A 16,625-nucleotide genomic window follows, 5' to 3' on the forward strand; every position below is an offset into this window, starting at 1 on the left:
AATTGGCCGTGTGAGGCGATGTTAGTGAAAATCGCGGGTCACGGGAAAGTCACGGGAGGTTTCGGCCGTACGCTCCGGGCATGAGCACTCCAGAGACTTCACGTTTTGTACGACTTCGGGTGGAGCTGGTCCTCGAAGTCGAGGACGCCGACGAGGTAACCAAGGCCGCGCTGTTGCGGATCGCCGAGGACCCCGAGCTGCCCGGCGAGGAGCGGACGCATGCCGAGACCGCTGTGACGGAAGACACCGCCGAGGCCCTCGCCTATCTCGTTGATCCGTTCGACCTGGTCAGCGAGGTGCCCGGGGTCGAGCTCCAGCAGGCCTCCTGGTCCAGTGAGCATGTTTCCTATGATCCGGATTCGCCGGACTGGGACCTCGACGAGGATGATGGCGAGGGCGACGACGAAGAAGAGGACGGCATCGGCTGAGCGTTCCGGGGAACCAGTGACCCCGGACGGCAACCGCCGTCCGGGGTTTCGTCGTCTCAGACAGCGCACGGACCGACCCCTGACGCACCGGCCGCCCCGGCGGACGTGGTGTGCCCCACACATCCCAGGAATGTGGAACGGGACGTAGCGGCCGTAGCGTTGAAGGTTCTTGACGGGGACTCTAGGTGTGTTCGCGGACTCAGCAACGATGGAGAAGCGTGTGATGACGGACAGTAAGCGGCGCAAGGGCCTCATGGCCGCGTCCGCACTGCTCGGCGGTGTGCTGGTGCTCACGGCGTGTTCCGGAGGCGGCGACAAGGCGTCCGGCAGCGGTGAGAGTTCGCAGGCCCAGTCGGACCAGGCGGCGGCGAAGAAGTCGTCCCAGGCCGACATCACGATCACGCCCAAGGACGGCTCCAGCAACGCGTCCATCAACAACTCCGCCGCCGTCACCGTCAGCAAGGGCACGCTCACCAGCGTCACCATGACCACCGCCGACGGCAAGGCGGTCACCGGCGCCCTGTCCGCCGACAAGACGAGCTGGAAGCCCACCGTCCAGCTGGAGCGGTCCACCACCTACAAGGTCGCCGCCGAGGCCAAGGACTCCGCCGGCCTGGTCGCCAACGAGAACGCCTCGTTCACCACGGTCTCCCCGGCCAACAGCTTCATAGGCAACTTCACGCCGGAGGACGGCTCCACCGTCGGCGTGGGCATGCCCGTGTCGATCAACTTCGACAAGCAGATCACCAACAAGGCCGCCGTCCAGAAGGGCGTCACGGTCACCTCCAGCAGCGGCCAGCAGGTCGTCTGCCACTGGTTCTCCACCCAGCGCATGGACTGCCGCCCCGAGACCTACTGGAAGGAGAACTCCACCGTCACGCTGAAGCTCGCGCTCGACGGTGTCGAGGGCGCCTCCGGTGTCTACGGCGTCCAGCAGAAGACGGTCACCTTCCACATCGGCCGCAACCAGGTCTCCTACGTCGACGCCAAGACCAAGGAGATGAAGGTCACCCAGGACGGGAAGACCATCAAGACCATCCCGATCTCGGCGGGTTCGCCCGAGCACACGACGTACAACGGCATCATGGTGATGTCCGAGAAGTTCAAGCAGACGCGCATGAACGGCACGACTGTCGGCTTCACCGACAACGACGGCAAGGCCGAGTACGACATCAAGGACGTGCCGCACGCCATCCGCCTCACCAACTCCGGCACCTTCCTGCACGGCAACTACTGGGGCGCCAAGTCCATCTTCGGTGCGGTGAACACCAGCCACGGCTGCGTCGGCCTCTCCGACACCAAGGGCGCCAACGACACCAGCACGCCCGCCTACTGGATGTACAGCCACTCGATCGTCGGTGACGTGGTGGTCATCTCCAACACCGGCGACAAGACCGTGGCCCCGGACAACGGCCTCAACGGCTGGAACATGAACTGGGCGGCCTGGAACGCCGGTTCGGCCGTCTGACGCACAGCCGACACACAGCTCACCGGTGCCGCCCCCAGGGGCGGCACCGGCGTTTCCGGGGTTCACCACAGCCTTCTCATGCTTCTCTCATTTCGGCCTTATCGAGCCATCACGGTGCGTCCCTACCTTGCGGTCATGTTCTTCACCTACCTGAGGCGCGAACTGCGCCGCCGCAGAAAGGCGGCTCTCGTCGTCGCCTCCGGCCTCGCGCTGGGCATCGCACTGGTCATCGTGGTCAACTCCGTGTCCAACGGCATGGGGAAGGCGCAGGACAAGGTCCTCCAGTCGCTGTACGGCCTGGGTACGGACATGACCGTCACCAAGGCCGCGTCGGCGACCACGAGCGACGCCCAGCGTCCGCGCTTCCGGTTCGACGCGCAGAACAACGGCTCGTCGGGCACGCAGAGCAGCGACCGCGTCAGGGTGCAGGGTTTCACCACCCTCGCCTCCTCCACCGTCACCAAGGTCTCCGACCAGAAGGGCGTCGCGACCGCGGTCGGCGGGCTGAACCTCAACGTGGTCAAGATCAGCGGCCAGTTCACCCGGGGTCAGTTCCAGCAGAACCAGTCCGGCGGCAACCGGCAGGGCCGGGGCCAGGGCAACGGCGCGCCACAGGGCGAGGTCCAGGGTGGTGGCGCCAACTTCGACGTCAACTCGTACACCGTCTACGGCACCGACGTCTCCCGGACCGGCATCGGGCCGCTGACCTCGTCGAAGATCACCAGCGGCCGTACCTTCAGGACGACCGAGACCGACGCCAAGGTGCTGGTGGCCGACTCGGCGTACGCCAAGGAGAAGAAGTACAAGGTCGGTTCGACCGTCACCATCAACAAGGTCAAGTACACGATTATCGGCATCGCGACGGCCGACAGCGGTGACGCCGCGGCCAACCTGTACATGCCGCTGAAGCAGGCGCAGACGCTGGCCGGCGAGAAGGACAAGGTCACCACGATCTACGTCAAGGCGACCGACTCCAAGCAGATCTCGGCCGTCAAGTCGACCATCCAGAAGAACGTCTCGGGTACGACGGTCACCACCTCCGCGGACCTCGCGGACACCGTCTCCGGCTCGCTGTCCACGGCGTCCTCCCTCGCCACCAACGTCGGCAAGTGGCTGTCCATCGCGGTGCTCGTGGCCGCGTTCCTGGTCGCCGGACTGCTGACCTCCTCGGCGGTCTCCCGCCGCGTCCGCGAGTTCGGCACGCTGAAGGCGCTGGGCTGGAAGTCCCGCCGGGTGACCGGGCAGGTCGTCGGTGAGGCCATGGTCAACGGCCTGGTCGGCGGCGCGCTCGGGATCGCGCTCGGTCTGGTGGGCGCGTACGTCGTCACCGAGATCAGCCCGAGCCTGGAGGCCTCCCTCGGCAGCGGAGCCGGTCGCGGCGGCAACGTGGGCGGCGGCCCCGGCGGGGGTGGTGGCTTCGGCGGGGGTGGTGGCTTCGGCGGTGGCCCCGGCCGGCAGACCGCGAAGACCCTGGAGGTCGCCCTGACCGCCCCGGTCAGCGTGACGACGATCGCGGTGGCCGTGGGTCTGGCGGTGGCCGGCGGTCTGATCGCGGGCGCGTTCGGCGGCTGGCGGGCGTCGAGGCTGCGTCCTGCGGATGCGCTGCGGCGCGTGGAGTAGCCGACGTGGGCTGGTGGCGGGGTGGGGACGCTTACCGCGCTCGCAGGATGCCGCGGCTGAGACGTGCCCCGCAAGGGGCGCGGGGCGGTATCGAATACGCGGCTCCGCCGCGCGGGCGCGACCAGCCCCCACCCACCCGCAGCCGACAACGCACCGCACCACCCCAAACCCTCCCAGGAGCCACCATGTACGAACTCAGAAACGTCACCAAGCTCTACTCCCGCGGCAAGGACACCGTCCGCGCCCTCGACGGCATCGACCTCACCATCTCCGACGGCGACCGCCTGGTCATCCAGGGGCCCACCGGCGGCGGCAAGTCCACCCTCCTGCAGATGATCGGCGGCCTGGACCGGCCGACCTCCGGTGAGGTCGTCCTGGACGGCACCGACCTGGCCAAGCTCTCCGAGACCAAGCTGACCCGGATCCGCAGCGAGAACATCGGGTTCGTCTTCCAGTCGTTCAACCTGATCCCGACGCTCACCGCCCAGGAGAACGTCGAGACCGCCCTCGTCCCGCTCGGCGTCAAGGCCAGGGAACGCCGTGAGCGTGCCGCCGAGGCGCTGACGTCCGTCGGTCTCGGCGAGCGCCTCGGGCACCTGCCCTCCGAGATGTCCGGCGGCCAGCAGCAGCGCGTCGCCATCGCCCGGGCCCTCGTCAAGCAGCCCAAGGTGCTGCTGGCCGACGAGCCCACCGGCAACCTCGACGAGGGCATGCGCGACGAGATCATGGACGTACTGGAGCAGATGTGGAAGGAGTTGGGCCTGACCTTCATCATGGTCACCCACGACTCCGCGATCGCGAAGAAGGCCCCGCGGCTGGCGACCATCCGCAAGGGCAAGATCACCGTCAAGGAGAACACGGGCACGTGAGGTGCGTCACGGAGTGACGGCGCCTAGCACTGAACTCCCGTGCACAACCGCGCAGTTGGGTAACAGTGTCCGCCCCGGCGCGTAACAGTTCTCCTGTACTTCTCTTACCGGTCTCTCATCTATTGAGCCCGCTGATCACCCCCCGGCATACTCCGTGTTCCGGGGGGTTGACGCATGTGTGTGCGGGACTGCCCCCGGCCGGGTGAACGGGGAATTCGCCCGGTACACCGTCTCCCAGGGGGAGTCTTGCGCAGACAAGTGAAAAGAGCTGCCGCGGCCACGGTGGCCACGGCAGCAGCCGTCGCCCTCGCCGCCGGCATGACCAGCCCGGCGTCGGCGAAACCGGAGCAGCGCACCGCCGCCACGGCCGCCTCGTCGGTCACCGGCAGGCACCACGTCACCCTGATCACCGGTGACCGGGTCGCCCTCGACGCCAAGGGCCGCGTCGTCGGCCTGGAGCGGGCCAAGGGACGGGAGCACATACCCTTCCAGATCCGCAAGGCCGACGGGCACACCCTCGTCGTCCCCGGTGACGCCGTGCCGCTGGTCGCCTCCGGCAAGCTGGACCAACGGCTGTTCGACGTAACCGAGTTGGACAAGACCGCGACCCGCAAGGCGCAGAAGAACGGCCTGAAGGTCATCGTCGGGTACCAGGGCACCGCCCGCGCCGCCAAGGCCGACGTCCGTGACGCCGGCACCCTGCGCCACAGCCTCAGGACCCTCAACGCCGACGCCGTGCAGACCCCGGTCAAGGACACGCCGGAGCTGTGGGACGCGGTCACCAACGGGGACAAGGCCGCCGCCGGCATCGCGCACGTCTGGCTCGACGGCGTCCGCAAGGCCAGCCTCGACAAGTCCGTGCCGCAGATCGGCGCCCCCAAGGCATGGGCGGCCGGCTACAACGGCAAGGGCGTCAAGATCGCCGTCCTGGACACCGGTGTCGACACGACCCACCCGGACCTCAAGGACCAGGTGATCGAGTCCAAGAACTTCACCACGGCCGCCGACGCCATGGACCACTTCGGCCACGGCACGCATGTCGCGTCCATCGCCGCGGGTACCGGCGCCAAGTCGCACGGCAAGTACACCGGTGTCGCGCCCGGCGCGAAGATCCTCAACGGCAAGGTCCTGGACGACACCGGCTCCGGTGACGACTCCGGCATCCTGGCCGGCATGGAGTGGGCGGCGGCCGAGGGCGCCGATGTCGTCAACCTCAGCCTGGGCGGCTACGACACCCCGGAGATCGACCCACTCGAAGCCGAGGTCAACAAGCTCTCCAACGAGAAGGGCATCCTGTTCGCGATCGCCGCGGGCAACGACGGCCCCGAGTCCATCGGTTCGCCGGGCAGCGCGGACGCCGCGATCACCGTCGGCGCCGTCGACGACAAGGACCGGCTCGCCGACTTCTCCTCCACCGGCCCCAGCGCCGAGGGCACCATCAAGCCGGACGTCACCGCGCCCGGAGTCGACATCACCGCGGCCGCGGCCAAGGGCAGTGTCATCGACCAGGAGGTCGGCGAGAACCCGCCCGGCTACCTGACCATCTCCGGTACGTCGATGGCCACCCCGCATGTCGCGGGCGCCGCCGCGATCCTGAAGCAGGAGCACCCCGACTGGGGCTACCAGCAGCTGAAGGCCGCGCTGACCGCCTCCACCAAGGGCGGCAAGTACACGCCGTTCCAGCAGGGTTCGGGCCGGATCCAGGTCGACAAGGCCATCAAGCAGACCGTGGTCGCCGACCCGGTGTCGGTGAACTTCGGTGTGCAGCAGTGGCCGCACACCGACGACACCCCGGTCACCAAGCAGCTCACCTACCGCAACCTCGGCACCAAGGACGTCACCCTCAGCCTCTCGGCGAGCGGCACCGACCCCAAGGGCGCTGCGGCCCCGGCCGGCTTCTTCACTCTGGGCGCGACCAAGGTGACCGTCCCGGCGGGCGGCACCGCCTCCGTCGACCTCACCGCGAACACCAAGCTGGGCGGCACCCTCGACGGCGCCTACTCGGCGTACGTCACGGCGACCGGCGACGGCCAGAGCGTCCGCACGGCGGCCGCGGTGCAGCGCGAGGTGCAGTCGTACAGCGTCACCGTCAAGCACATCGGGCGCGACGGCAACCCGACCGGTGTCTACAACACCGCTTTGATCGGCTACTCGGGCCTCGGTGACGGGAGCGCCTACAACGTGCCGGCCGTCGACGCCGGGACCACCACGATCCGGGTGCCGAAGGGCACGTACCTGCTCGACGCCTGGATCGCGAAGGACTTCACCACCTTCGACGGCGGTCTCGACTGGCTGGTCCAGCCCAAGCTGAGCGTCACCAAGGACCTCACGGTCACCATCGACGCCCGTACCACCAAGTCGGCCGACATCACCGTGCCGGACGCGCAGGCCAAGCCGAACTCCGCGATGGTCGACTACACGTACGACCCGGCGGGCATCGGGTTCGGGGTCGGCTTCGACACCTTCGACAAGATCCGGGTCGCGCCGCTGGGCGGCGAGGTCGCAAGCGGTCTGAGCCAGTCCTGGAGCGGCCAGTTCACCAAGGGTGCCGACGAGGAGTACGACGTCGCCACCAGTGCCCAGGTCAAGAAGCTCCAGGGCGACAAGGTCCGGCACTTCAAGACCGGTGAGTTCTCCACGGTGAAGAACTCCGTCGGCGCCGCCGCCTCCGGCAAGACCGGCTCGGTCAGCCCGTGGGGCATCGTCGGCCAGGACGTGGTCGGCGGCGGCAGCGTGGAGCAGAAGCTGCCCGGCACCCGCACCTTCCACCTCTCCACCGTGGACGGCGCCCTGTGGGGCTTCGACGTCACGCAGTACAGCGGCCACGACGCCCAGGGCCTGCCGATCGCCGACGCCTTCTACACGGCCGACCCGCAGCCGTACAAGGCGGGCAAGACCTACAAGAACACGTTCAACAGAGCGGTCTTCGGCCCGCATCTGACCAGCGACTACGGCCTGTACCGCGACGGCAACCAGATCTTCGGCATCATCCCGCTGTTCTCCGACAGCGCCAAGCACGCCGGGTCCTCCGACTTCCTGTCGGTGAACACCACCCTGTACCGCAACGGCACCAAGGTGGGCTCCAACAAGGACCCGCTGTTCGGCGACGGCGCCTTCACCGTGCCGTCCGCCGACGCCGAGTACAAGCTGACCACCTCGGTCATCCGCTCGGTCAAGGTCGCCGCCGCCTCCACCCGGATCGACGCGAGCTGGACCTTCCACTCGAAGAAGTCGGCCGGCGGAGCCCCGGCCCGGCTTCCGGCCTCCACCGTCCACTTCGGCGCCAACACCGGCTCGGACAGCCGCGTCGAGGCGGGCAAGAAGGTCACCTTCCCGGTGACCGTCGAGGGCGCGGCCGCAGGCCGCAACCTGCAGTCCCTCGCGGTCTACGTGTCGTACGACTACGGCAGGACCTGGAAGAAGCTGACGGTCAGCCACGGCAAGATCACCGTCAAGAACCCGGCCAAGGGCAAGGCCATCTCGTTCCACGCCAAGATCGCCGACAAGAAGGGCAACAAGTCGACGATCTCGATCTACAACGCGTACTACGCCAAGTGAGCCGTAGCCGCTGAGCGGATCCACAGCGAGCGGCCCGCCGGAAGCGCGGCTTCCGGCGGGCCGTTCCCCATGTGCGGGGCAGGTCAGGGGGCGGGGGCGACCCGGGTCGCGTCCGTGCCCCAGCTGGCCAGCAGCCGCAGCGCCTCCGCCGACGCCGAGCCCGGTTCCGCGTGATACGTGACCAGGGCCTGGTCCGCGTCGTCGGGCAGCCGGAACGACTCGAAGGTGAGGGACAGCGGGCCCACCAGCGGGTGGTGCAGCCGCTTCACCCCGTGGCTCTTCTCCTTGACGTCGTGCGTCGCCCACAATCGGCGGAACTCCTCGCTCTTCACGGAGAGTTCGCCGACCAGCGCGGACAGCCGGGGGTCGTCGGGGTAGCAGCCCGCGTCCATCCGCAGCTGACAGACGATGTCGATCGCCTTCTGCTCCCAGTCGACGAAGAGATCGCGATAGTCGGGCCGCATGAACACCAGCCGCGCCCAGTTGCGTTCCGCGACGGGCAGTTCTCCCCAGTCACCGAAGACCGCCGCCGCCATCCTGTTCCATGCCAGGATGTCCGAGCGGCGCCCGTAGACGTACGCCGGTACGCTCTCCATGCTGTCCAGCAGCTGGCCCAGCGTCGGGCGCACCTGCTGCGGCCGCGCCGACGCCTTCTTCTTGTGCTGCTTGCCCTTGGCGAGATGGATGAGATGCGCGTGCTCGGCGTCGGTGAGCCGCAGCGCGCGGGCGATCGCGTCCAGCACCTCCGCCGACACGTTCCGGCCGTTGCCCTGCTCAAGGCGTGTGTAGTACGCCACCGACACCCCGGCCAGCTCCTCGCGCCGCAGCCCCGGCACCCTGCGGTGCCGCCCGAAGTCCGGCAGCCCCACGTCGGCGGGGAGCAGCCGGGCCCGCCGGGTGCGCAGGAACTCGCTGAGCTCGGCACGCCGGTCCAGGGGCGGGGAGGGGGACGTCGGGGGCTGCTCTTCCATACCTCCAGTATTCACGGTCGTACGCACGGGAACCTGACCCCGCCAGTGGTAGGCACGCCAGACGTACGCAGAGGCGAGGGCTGGGCAGCGGCCGCGGCGTGGAGGAGGCTGGACGCGTGCCCCGGAGAAGGAGAAGGCAGCCGGGCACGAAGACACCGCTAGGAGAACCCCCCTCATGACCACTGTTGCTGCTTACGCCGCGCCCGCCGCGAAGGCCCCGCTGGAGCGGACCACGATCGAGCGGCGCGCGGTCGGTGATTTCGACGTCCTCATCGACATCGAGTTCGCCGGTATCTGTCACTCCGACATCCACCAGGCCCGTGAGGGCTGGGGCACGGCGATCTTCCCGATGGTGCCCGGTCACGAGATCGCGGGCGTCGTCTCCGAGGTCGGCCCGGGTGTCACCCAGTACGCGGTGGGGGACCGGGTGGGCGTCGGCTGCATGGTCGACTCCTGCCGCGAGTGCGACAACTGCAAGGCCGGTCTGCAGCAGTACTGCACCGGCAGCGGCCCGATCTGGACGTACAACGGCGTCGGCAAGGACGGGCAGCCCACCTACGGCGGCTACTCGCAGAAGATCGTCGTCGACGAGAACTACGTCGTCCGCATCCCTGACGGCCTCTCCCTCGACGTCGCCGCTCCGCTGCTGTGTGCCGGCGTCACCACCTACTCGCCCCTGAAGCACTGGGGTGCGGGTCCCGGCAAGAAGGTCGCGGTCGTCGGTCTCGGTGGTCTGGGCCACGTGGGCGTCAAGATCGCGGCGGCGCTCGGCGCCGAGGTCACCGTCCTGTCCCAGTCCCTCCGCAAGAAGGACGACGGCCTGAAGCTGGGCGCCACCGACTACCGCGCCACCGGCGACCCGAAGACCTTCGAGGACCTCAAGGGCACGTTCGACATCATCCTCAACACGGTGTCGGCGCCGCTCGACTTCGACGCGTACCTCTCGCTGCTGCGCACCGACGGCGCGATGGTGAACGTCGGTCTCCCGGAGGAGCCGGCCCCCCTGCTGCTCTCCTCCGTCTTCGGTAAGCGCCGTGTCCTGACCAGCTCCAACATCGGCGGTATCCCGGAGACCCAGGAGATGCTCGACTTCTGCGCCGAGCACAACCTGGGTGCCGAGATCGAGGTCATCCGCGCGGACCAGGTCAACGAGGCGTACGAGCGGGTCGTCAACAGCGACGTCCGCTACCGCTTCGTGATCGACACGGCGACGATCTGAGTCCCTTTCGCCTGCCGAGCAGGTAGGGCAGACAGGGGCCGCCGACCAGGGAGGTCAGCGCACCCACCGGGATCTCCGGCGGAGGTACCAGGGTGCGGGCCACCAGGTCGGCGGTCACCAGCACGAGGCCGCCCGTCAACGCCGAGCAGACCAGCGGCAGGTGAGGCGTGCGGGTGGGCTGCATGCCGTGCCGCCAGGCGAGGGCGTACACGAGACCGGCGGCGGCCGGCCCGCCGCCGACGGCCGCGAGCGGCATCGCGCCGGGCGAGGCGACGGCCCCCGTGGCCGGCGCGAGCACGGTCGCGGCGGCGGCGCCGTGCCCGACGCCGATGACGTCCGGGCCGGCGAGCGGGTTCCGGGTGACGGTCTGCACGAGCGCCCCGGCGAGCCCGAGGCAGACGCCGACGAGGGCGCCGAGTGCTGTGCGGGGACGCGCAGCTCGTTGACGACCAGGTCATAGGGGGTCTGGTCACCGCGGAGGGTGCGCCAGACGTCGGCCGGGGGGATGTATGTCTGGCCGAGGGAGGCGGAGGCGACCATGGCGGCGAGGAGCGCGAGGAGCGCGAGGAGCAGCGCGCGGGCGCGGGAGTACGTTGGACAGGAGGAGGTCCCACCGATGACCGTGAACCTGAACCACACCATCGTCGCCGCACACGACAAACACGCGTCGGCCAGGTTCCTCGCCGACATCCTCGGTCTTGAAGTCAGCCCGGAATACGGCCCGTTCGTCCCGGTCGCGATACCGAACGGCGTCACCCTCGACTACATGGAGACCCCCGGGAACATCCCGCCGCAGCACTACGCCTTCCTGGTCTCCGAGGACGACTTCGACCAGATCTTCACCCGCCTCCGGGAGGCCGGCCTCCCCTACTGGGCCGACCCGCACCGCAGCCGCCCCGACGAGATCAACACCAACGACGGCGGCCGCGGCACCTACTTCGACGACCCCAACGGCCACCGCCTGGAAATCCTCACCCGGCCCTACGGCAGCGGCGGCTGATCCAGCGGCACGGACTCCCCGGGCGCGTACGACCGTACGACCGCACCGGACCCGTCACCGTCCGACGGCCGTACGACATGCACGCGCCCGCGCCCTCCGACCAGACCCCGCTCGTCCGTCACCGTCAGCACGGTGTTCTCGTCGATCGCGACGCCGTACGGCACCCAGCCGTGCGACACGGCCGCGACCAGCCGGGCCAGCGTGCCCCACTGCGCCGCGTGCACATCCACCGCGAAGGGCACGAGGCCGAGGCCCGGCCTGACCTCGATCTCGTCGAGGTCCTCGGCGGTGTCCGGCGGACAGACCGGGACGCCGTCCACCAGCCAGCCGCCGACCACGGCCCGCTGGGCGGCGAGAACGGCCCCTGCGGAGAACCCGGCGTAGGGGACGCCATGCTCGGCAAGCACTTCGGGCAGCAGCTCCAGACACTCCGCGAACGCGTCCTGATATGCGGGCGTGAGCCCACCGCACACCAGCACCCCGTCCAGCCCGTCCTTCAGCAACTCCGGTTCGAACCGCCCCCCGACCGGCACCAGCACCGGCACCGGTACACACTCGCCGGCGGCCCGCAACGCCCCCGCGTACCGCCCGAACTCCTCCTCCCCGTCCCCCTCGTCGACGATCACACACCCGATACGACGGCTGCCCCCACCCGCGGCCCGCAGCAACGGCCCATACACCTCGGGAGCGTCCCACCCCCCACCGACGAGAAGGATCCCGCCGCTCATGGCCCGGTGTTCGCCGTGGCGGCGGTGTGGCGCGGTCACCCCCGCAGCCCCTTGATCCCGTCCTGCGCGGCCATGACCAGCTCGATTCCCCGGTTGTCGTGCGCCGGTTCGCGCATCTGGTTCGTCACGTACGCGATCGCCATCCGCTCGTCGGGGTCGACCCAGACCAGTGCGCCGCCCCAGCCGCCCCAGCCGAGGGCGCTGCCGAAGAGGCCGTAGCCCAGGCCGTACCGGGCAGGCATGCCCAGGACGCGGTCCTGGCCGTCGAACTGCACCTCCCGCGCCCGTTCGCACCCCTCCGGTGACAGCACCCGCACCCCGCCGACGGTTCCGCCGCAGGCGAGCAGGGACTGGACGAGGGCGATGGCCCGGGCGTTGCCGAAGCCGCTGGCCGCGGGGATCTGGGCGCGCCGCCAGGCGAGGCTGTTGCCGTCCCGGACGCGCAGGGTGGCGACACCGGGGCGTTTCGCGTCGCTGTCCCGCGCACCGGCCGTGTAGTCCTCGTCCTCGCCCGGTGGCGGCACGGTGAGCGCCACCCGCACGTCGTGCTCGGCACCCAGCCCGATATGGAAGTCCGCGCCCAGCGGGCCGGCCACCTCGGCGGCGAAGAACTCACCCGGGCTCCGCCCGGTGATCCGGCGCACCAGCTCACCCACGAGAAACCCCTGGGTGAGCGAGTGGTACCCGGCCGCCGTCCCCGGCTCCCACTGCGGAGCCTGCCCGGCGAGCCGGGCCGTCGCCGACGTCCAGTCGTACAGCTCCTCGATCGGCCCCTCCCAGTCGGGCAGCCCGGCGGTGTGCGAGAGCAGATGCCGTACGAGCACCCTCTCCTTCCCCGCCGCGGCGAACTCGGGCCAGTACCGGGAGACCGGCGCGTCCGGATCCAGCTCACCCCGGTCGACGAGCACCAGCGCGCACAGCGCGGTCATCGTCTTGGTCACGGAGAACACATTGACGATGGTGTCCCGCTCCCACGACTCATGCCGCCCCGCGTCGGCGAACCCACCCCACACATCCACCACGGCCTCCCCGTCCACGAAGACGGCGACGGCACCTCCCACATCCCCCTCGTCCAGGAGTCCGGAGAGCATGTCGGGCACAGCGGCGAACAGCTCGTCGTAGGAGCCATGAATGTCGGCCATACGCGCCATTCAGCCGTCCCCACCGGGCCGGGGCAACCCAATTTCCAGGGGCCGGCTTCCACGACTCGCGCGGGCCGGTGGACGGTGACCGCGAGGCCGGTCGGGTGGGGTACGGAATCGCGCGGCGTCCTCACGCGTTGAGGCGAGTGGGCACGGGACGCCGGTGATGTGCGAGCCGAACAGCCCGAGTGACCGAGCTGACAGAAATTGGAGGGTCCGTGATGGCTGGGCAGACACAGAGGGCCGTACTGGCGGGCGGATGCTTCTGGGGGATGCAGGACCTGATCCGCCGGCTCCCGGGCGTGACGGGGACCCGGGTCGGATACACCGGGGGTGACGTACCGAACGCTACGTACCGTAACCACGGCACGCATGCGGAGGCCATAGAGATCATCTTCGACCCCGAGAAGACCGATTACCGCGCGATCCTGGAGTTCTTCTTCCAGATCCACGACCCAAGCACCAAGAACCGCCAGGGCAACGACATCGGCCTCAGCTACCGCTCGGCGATCTACTACGTGGACGACGAGCAGAAGCGGATCGCCGAGGACACCATCGCGGACGTGGACGCCTCCGGACTGTGGCCCGGCAAGGTCGTCACCGAGGTCGAGCCTGTCGGCCCCTTCTGGGAGGCCGAGCCCGAGCACCAGGACTACCTGGAGCGCTACCCGGACGGCTACACCTGCCACTTCCCGCGCCCGGGTTGGCGCCTCCCGGCCCGCACGGAGAGCTGACCCCGAGGCGAGGCGAGGCGGCCCGGCGCTTAGGGCGGAGGCCGACCGGCCGACGCCCGCGGCCGGGCCGTGTCCACGCTTGCGGGGCCAGGGTGCCCGGCTGCCCCGGCGTGCGCGGGTGAAGTTACGACCCAGCCCGTGGCGGGCGTGGGCGGAAAGACGCGAAGGTTCGGTCCAGGCCGGACCTCGCTGGTCGTTCTGCTGCCGGATCTCCTGCCGACCGGCTACTTCGCCGCTTTGCTCGTCGCATGGTCGACACAGAACCAGGTCGACCCGGCGGAACGAGGCCCGATCCTGCCGGAGCCCTCTTCATCACGGGACCATGATCCTCGCCTCGGCAGGCCCGCCCCAAAAAGTGCCCCCGGTCGACCGCGCAGGCGCAGCCCGCGTCCACCGTGATCGGGGTGGACGCCTGCCATGCTTGGTGGGCTGTACGTTCTGCCCGGCGGACGGCTACAGCCGGCAGTGGCTTGACCGCGACATCAACGGCCACGGCGGGACCGGCGTCTCCTGTCCGATCGGTCTGGCTCCGACCAAGGGGGAGTGTCGCCATCGACCCTGATCTCCTGGCGGCTTTGTGGAGGGAACGGCATCCGTCGGGCCCTCCCGTCGCTCACACGTTCCGCACCAGGTACGCGGATCGCTGGGTGCGCTTCCACAGCCTTCCCGGCTCGAAGCGTCACCCGGAGTCCGAGGACGAGTACGCGATCGTGCTGGAGCGGTACAACACGGTCCTCGACGAGTTGTTCGCGGACACGGACGTGTTCGTGGTGACCATGGACTGGTCGGACACACCGACCGGGCCCGCGGGCTACCCGACTCCACGACCGATGCTGCACCCCGACGGCGTCCGCTGGTGGACCGAGTCGGACCAGGACGACCCCGACCCGGAGTTCCACACCCACACGCGTCTGTATGCCGACCAGCGCCGGTGGAACCGCGGATGCCTCGACGGTCTGTTGCGAGCCGTCGCGGACGAGGCACTCGTCGAAGTCTTTGTTGCCGACACGGAACTGCGGCGCATCCACCATCCCTACGACGGCGGCGCGGACGTCATCCTTGTCACGCCTGCAGAGCGTGACGGTGTGCGTGACCGACACACGGACTGGCTTTCCAGCCACCCAGCCGGTCTCTGAGAGCCGCGCGGGCCCCCTTTTTCTCTGGCCGACCGCGCAGGAGTCCGTGAACGCTGCTTGATGACCCATGTCAAGCCGTGTTCACAACCCTTTCCCTCAAGTGGTGTTCAGCCTGGGGGTAGCCCAGCGGTGCTGTGGGGCGTGAGCTGCGTCGCTGCCACCAGCGCCGCTTCTGCTCGGTTGCCCGGGGACCGGTTCCGGCCCCGTCAGGGGCTGACGTGCTGTTCGACGGGGAGGCCCTCAAGGCGGCGCGGATGCGGTCGAAGGATGCAATGGCGTGATGGTCGTCGGCGGGGAGCGCCACTCCGACGCAGACCAGCTTGAAACTGTCCTCGCCGAGGGGTGCGTCCATGAACACCGGTGCGCCCACGCACCCTTGCGGCAGGTCTCCGATCCACCGGATGCCGCCGTCGCCTGAGCGTGTGATCCGGTCGATCACGACGGCCTGTTCCCGAGAACCGCCCCCGTCGTTGACGTGTCCCTGCAGATAGGCCGGGACCGGCGACTCACCGAGGTCGGCAACGTCCTCTTCCGTGGCTGCGACGCCATTCGGGCGGCCACTGATTTTTGGCGGGCCTGCCCGGTGGCCGGCGAGCCCGTGCTGCTGTGTAGCCCGTGACCGCCTCAGGTGCCCGACACCGGCCGACGGTCGTCGTTCGGCCCCCGAACCGTCACCGCTGCCCCCCGGTACTGCACCCCAAGGCCGCGTGTGTGAAGGCCGTGTGCCTCCGGGAACCCGCCATGGCATTGCCTCGCAACGGCGGACTGCCGCCGGATGCCTGTGTGCCTGCGGCCCTGGGGCCCGGGCGGAGTCCGGCGGTGATGTCGGACGCCGCACGCAGGCCGGGGTACAGGCCGGTCGTCAGGCCTTCAGCCGCTCCCGGTCACCCATCACCACGACGGGGTGACGGCGGGGATCAAGGGCGCGCAGCAGGGTCTTCATGCCGGACTCGGGCAAGGTGACACACGCAGACGTGCCGTCGCCGTGGTCCAGGTGCAACCATATGCCGCCGCCCTTCTCCACTCCCTCGGGGCGGTTCCAGTCGAACGGCGGGACACCCTTGAGCCGGTTGTAGTCGATGGCGATGACGTAGTCGAAGTCGTGGGCGTGGTCTTCGCCGTCCTCGATCATGGACGCGAAGGCGTTGTCGTCGTACCAGTACTGCAAGCGGCTGCCCGGATCCTCGAGAGACCCTCCCGCGTCCGTCAGGGAGAACACGCCGACGGGACTGCGCTCGTCGTCCATGGAATGGTCGGTGGTCCAGCCCAGCCTGCCGTTGTGGGCGGGCCAACTGTCCTTGCGTTTCCAGACAGTGCCCTGTTTCTCGTACAGCACGACGGTGCTCTCGGCGGAGTCCGGGCCGTCGCCGTAGACGACCACGGCCTGGTGGGCTTGGGCCGGTACGCGCTTGGACATGCGGCTTCCGACGCCCGGAAGGCGCTGGGCCGCGTCCGGGCCGGGGGAGCCGGGCGCGGCCGGGTTGTTGACGCCCGGGGCGCCGACGTGACTCCTGTGCTCGTCGGCTCCGGCGCACGCTGTCACGCCGGCCAGCAGGACACCGCAGGCGAGAGCCGCGGATATGGCATGACGTGCGCCGCCGCGCCGCACCGCCAGAGGACAGGGCCGTATGAGAGTAGATGTCCGCATGACCAAGATCCTGAGGCGGGACGGCCCCGGCGCGCATCCCGGAGACGGCATCCGGCCTAGGGGTGTCGTCTGGGTCGTGTCGGCGTCGCGGGATCTGGCACCCA

The 16,625-nt window shown here is 69.4% G+C and carries 14 protein-coding genes; 9 read left to right on the forward strand and 5 right to left on the reverse strand.

The window, feature by feature from the left end:
- Nucleotides 1–80: 80 nt before the first annotated feature.
- From ABTY98_RS05735 to ABTY98_RS05755, 5 genes are all read left to right on the forward strand, one after another.
- Nucleotides 81–428 carry a hypothetical protein gene (locus ABTY98_RS05735; RefSeq protein WP_352219607.1) on the forward strand — a complete coding sequence of 116 codons (348 nt, stop codon included), beginning with the start codon at nucleotides 81–83 and terminating at the stop codon, nucleotides 426–428.
- 208 nt (nucleotides 429–636) lie between these two features.
- Nucleotides 637–1,896, forward strand: a complete 1,260-nt coding sequence (locus ABTY98_RS05740; RefSeq protein WP_352219608.1) for a L,D-transpeptidase — start codon at nucleotides 637–639, stop codon at nucleotides 1,894–1,896.
- Nucleotides 1,897–2,031: 135 nt separating this feature from the next.
- Nucleotides 2,032–3,516: an ABC transporter permease gene (locus ABTY98_RS05745; RefSeq protein WP_352219609.1), complete on the forward strand. Its 1,485-nt coding sequence runs from the start codon at nucleotides 2,032–2,034 to the stop codon at nucleotides 3,514–3,516.
- A gap of 185 nt (nucleotides 3,517–3,701) precedes the next feature.
- A complete protein-coding gene (locus ABTY98_RS05750) occupies nucleotides 3,702–4,385 on the forward strand; it encodes an ABC transporter ATP-binding protein (RefSeq protein WP_352219610.1) in 684 nt (227 codons plus the stop codon).
- Nucleotides 4,386–4,643: 258 nt separating this feature from the next.
- Nucleotides 4,644–7,943: a S8 family peptidase gene (locus ABTY98_RS05755; protein WP_352219611.1), complete on the forward strand. Its 3,300-nt coding sequence runs from the start codon at nucleotides 4,644–4,646 to the stop codon at nucleotides 7,941–7,943.
- A gap of 83 nt (nucleotides 7,944–8,026) precedes the next feature.
- On the opposite strand, the gene ABTY98_RS05760 is transcribed toward ABTY98_RS05755, so the two are convergent.
- Complete coding sequence (locus ABTY98_RS05760) at nucleotides 8,027–8,914, reverse strand: helix-turn-helix domain-containing protein (protein WP_352219612.1); 888 nt, start codon at nucleotides 8,912–8,914, stop codon at nucleotides 8,027–8,029.
- A 175-nt stretch (nucleotides 8,915–9,089) separates the two neighbouring features.
- On the opposite strand from ABTY98_RS05760, the gene ABTY98_RS05765 reads away from it, so the two are divergent.
- The gene (locus tag ABTY98_RS05765) at nucleotides 9,090–10,133 is read left to right on the forward strand and encodes an NAD(P)-dependent alcohol dehydrogenase (RefSeq protein ID WP_352219613.1); all 1,044 of its coding nucleotides are present in this window, start codon (nucleotides 9,090–9,092) and stop codon (nucleotides 10,131–10,133) included.
- Here ABTY98_RS05765 and ABTY98_RS05770 read toward each other — a convergent pair.
- Complete coding sequence (locus tag ABTY98_RS05770; RefSeq protein WP_352219614.1) at nucleotides 10,084–10,506, reverse strand: iron chelate uptake ABC transporter family permease subunit; 423 nt, start codon at nucleotides 10,504–10,506, stop codon at nucleotides 10,084–10,086. The genes ABTY98_RS05765 and ABTY98_RS05770 overlap by 50 nt on opposite strands.
- Nucleotides 10,507–10,749: 243 nt before the next feature.
- Between ABTY98_RS05770 and ABTY98_RS05775 the strand changes: the two genes are divergently transcribed.
- The gene (locus tag ABTY98_RS05775) at nucleotides 10,750–11,133 is read left to right on the forward strand and encodes a VOC family protein (protein ID WP_352219615.1); all 384 of its coding nucleotides are present in this window, start codon (nucleotides 10,750–10,752) and stop codon (nucleotides 11,131–11,133) included.
- On the opposite strand, the gene ABTY98_RS05780 is transcribed toward ABTY98_RS05775, so the two are convergent.
- On the reverse strand, nucleotides 11,115–11,900 hold the full coding sequence (locus ABTY98_RS05780) for a type 1 glutamine amidotransferase family protein (protein WP_352219616.1): 786 nt from the start codon (nucleotides 11,898–11,900) through the stop codon (nucleotides 11,115–11,117). The genes ABTY98_RS05775 and ABTY98_RS05780 overlap by 19 nt on opposite strands.
- Nucleotides 11,897–13,003, reverse strand: a complete 1,107-nt coding sequence (locus tag ABTY98_RS05785) for a serine hydrolase domain-containing protein (protein ID WP_352219617.1) — start codon at nucleotides 13,001–13,003, stop codon at nucleotides 11,897–11,899. Before ABTY98_RS05785 ends, ABTY98_RS05780 begins: the two co-directional genes overlap by 4 nt.
- 221 nt (nucleotides 13,004–13,224) lie before the next feature.
- Here ABTY98_RS05785 and msrA point away from each other — a divergent pair, with 221 nt between their 5' ends.
- Nucleotides 13,225–13,737, forward strand: coding sequence for a peptide-methionine (S)-S-oxide reductase MsrA (gene msrA, locus ABTY98_RS05790; RefSeq protein WP_352219618.1), 513 nt, complete (start codon nucleotides 13,225–13,227; stop codon nucleotides 13,735–13,737).
- A 575-nt stretch (nucleotides 13,738–14,312) separates the two neighbouring features.
- The gene (locus tag ABTY98_RS05795; RefSeq protein ID WP_502994156.1) at nucleotides 14,313–14,873 is read left to right on the forward strand and encodes a DUF3885 domain-containing protein; all 561 of its coding nucleotides are present in this window, start codon (nucleotides 14,313–14,315) and stop codon (nucleotides 14,871–14,873) included.
- Between the two features lie 862 nt (nucleotides 14,874–15,735).
- On the opposite strand, the gene ABTY98_RS05800 is transcribed toward ABTY98_RS05795, so the two are convergent.
- Nucleotides 15,736–16,482 (reverse strand): hypothetical protein, encoded by a 747-nt coding sequence (locus tag ABTY98_RS05800; RefSeq protein WP_502994163.1) that lies wholly within the window; start codon nucleotides 16,480–16,482, stop codon nucleotides 15,736–15,738.
- Nucleotides 16,483–16,625 lie beyond the last annotated feature (143 nt).

Source organism: Streptomyces sp. NPDC096040, assembly GCF_040303265.1.
Lineage (GTDB): Bacteria > Actinomycetota > Actinomycetes > Streptomycetales > Streptomycetaceae > Streptomyces.

What these genes read in the sequence shown, in the direction of transcription:
- ABTY98_RS05735 (WP_352219607.1), top strand. Translation starts at nt 81, where the DNA reads ATGAGCACTCCAGAGACTTCACGTTTTGTACGACTTCGGGTGGAGCTG.
- ABTY98_RS05740 (WP_352219608.1), top strand. Translation starts at nt 637, where the DNA reads ATGGAGAAGCGTGTGATGACGGACAGTAAGCGGCGCAAGGGCCTCATG.
- ABTY98_RS05745 (WP_352219609.1), top strand. Translation starts at nt 2,032, where the DNA reads ATGTTCTTCACCTACCTGAGGCGCGAACTGCGCCGCCGCAGAAAGGCG.
- ABTY98_RS05750 (WP_352219610.1), top strand. Translation starts at nt 3,702, where the DNA reads ATGTACGAACTCAGAAACGTCACCAAGCTCTACTCCCGCGGCAAGGAC.
- ABTY98_RS05760 (WP_352219612.1), bottom strand. Translation starts at nt 8,914, where the DNA reads ATGGAAGAGCAGCCCCCGACGTCCCCCTCCCCGCCCCTGGACCGGCGT.
- ABTY98_RS05765 (WP_352219613.1), top strand. Translation starts at nt 9,090, where the DNA reads ATGACCACTGTTGCTGCTTACGCCGCGCCCGCCGCGAAGGCCCCGCTG.
- ABTY98_RS05775 (WP_352219615.1), top strand. Translation starts at nt 10,750, where the DNA reads ATGACCGTGAACCTGAACCACACCATCGTCGCCGCACACGACAAACAC.
- ABTY98_RS05785 (WP_352219617.1), bottom strand. Translation starts at nt 13,003, where the DNA reads ATGGCCGACATTCATGGCTCCTACGACGAGCTGTTCGCCGCTGTGCCC.
- msrA (WP_352219618.1), top strand. Translation starts at nt 13,225, where the DNA reads ATGGCTGGGCAGACACAGAGGGCCGTACTGGCGGGCGGATGCTTCTGG.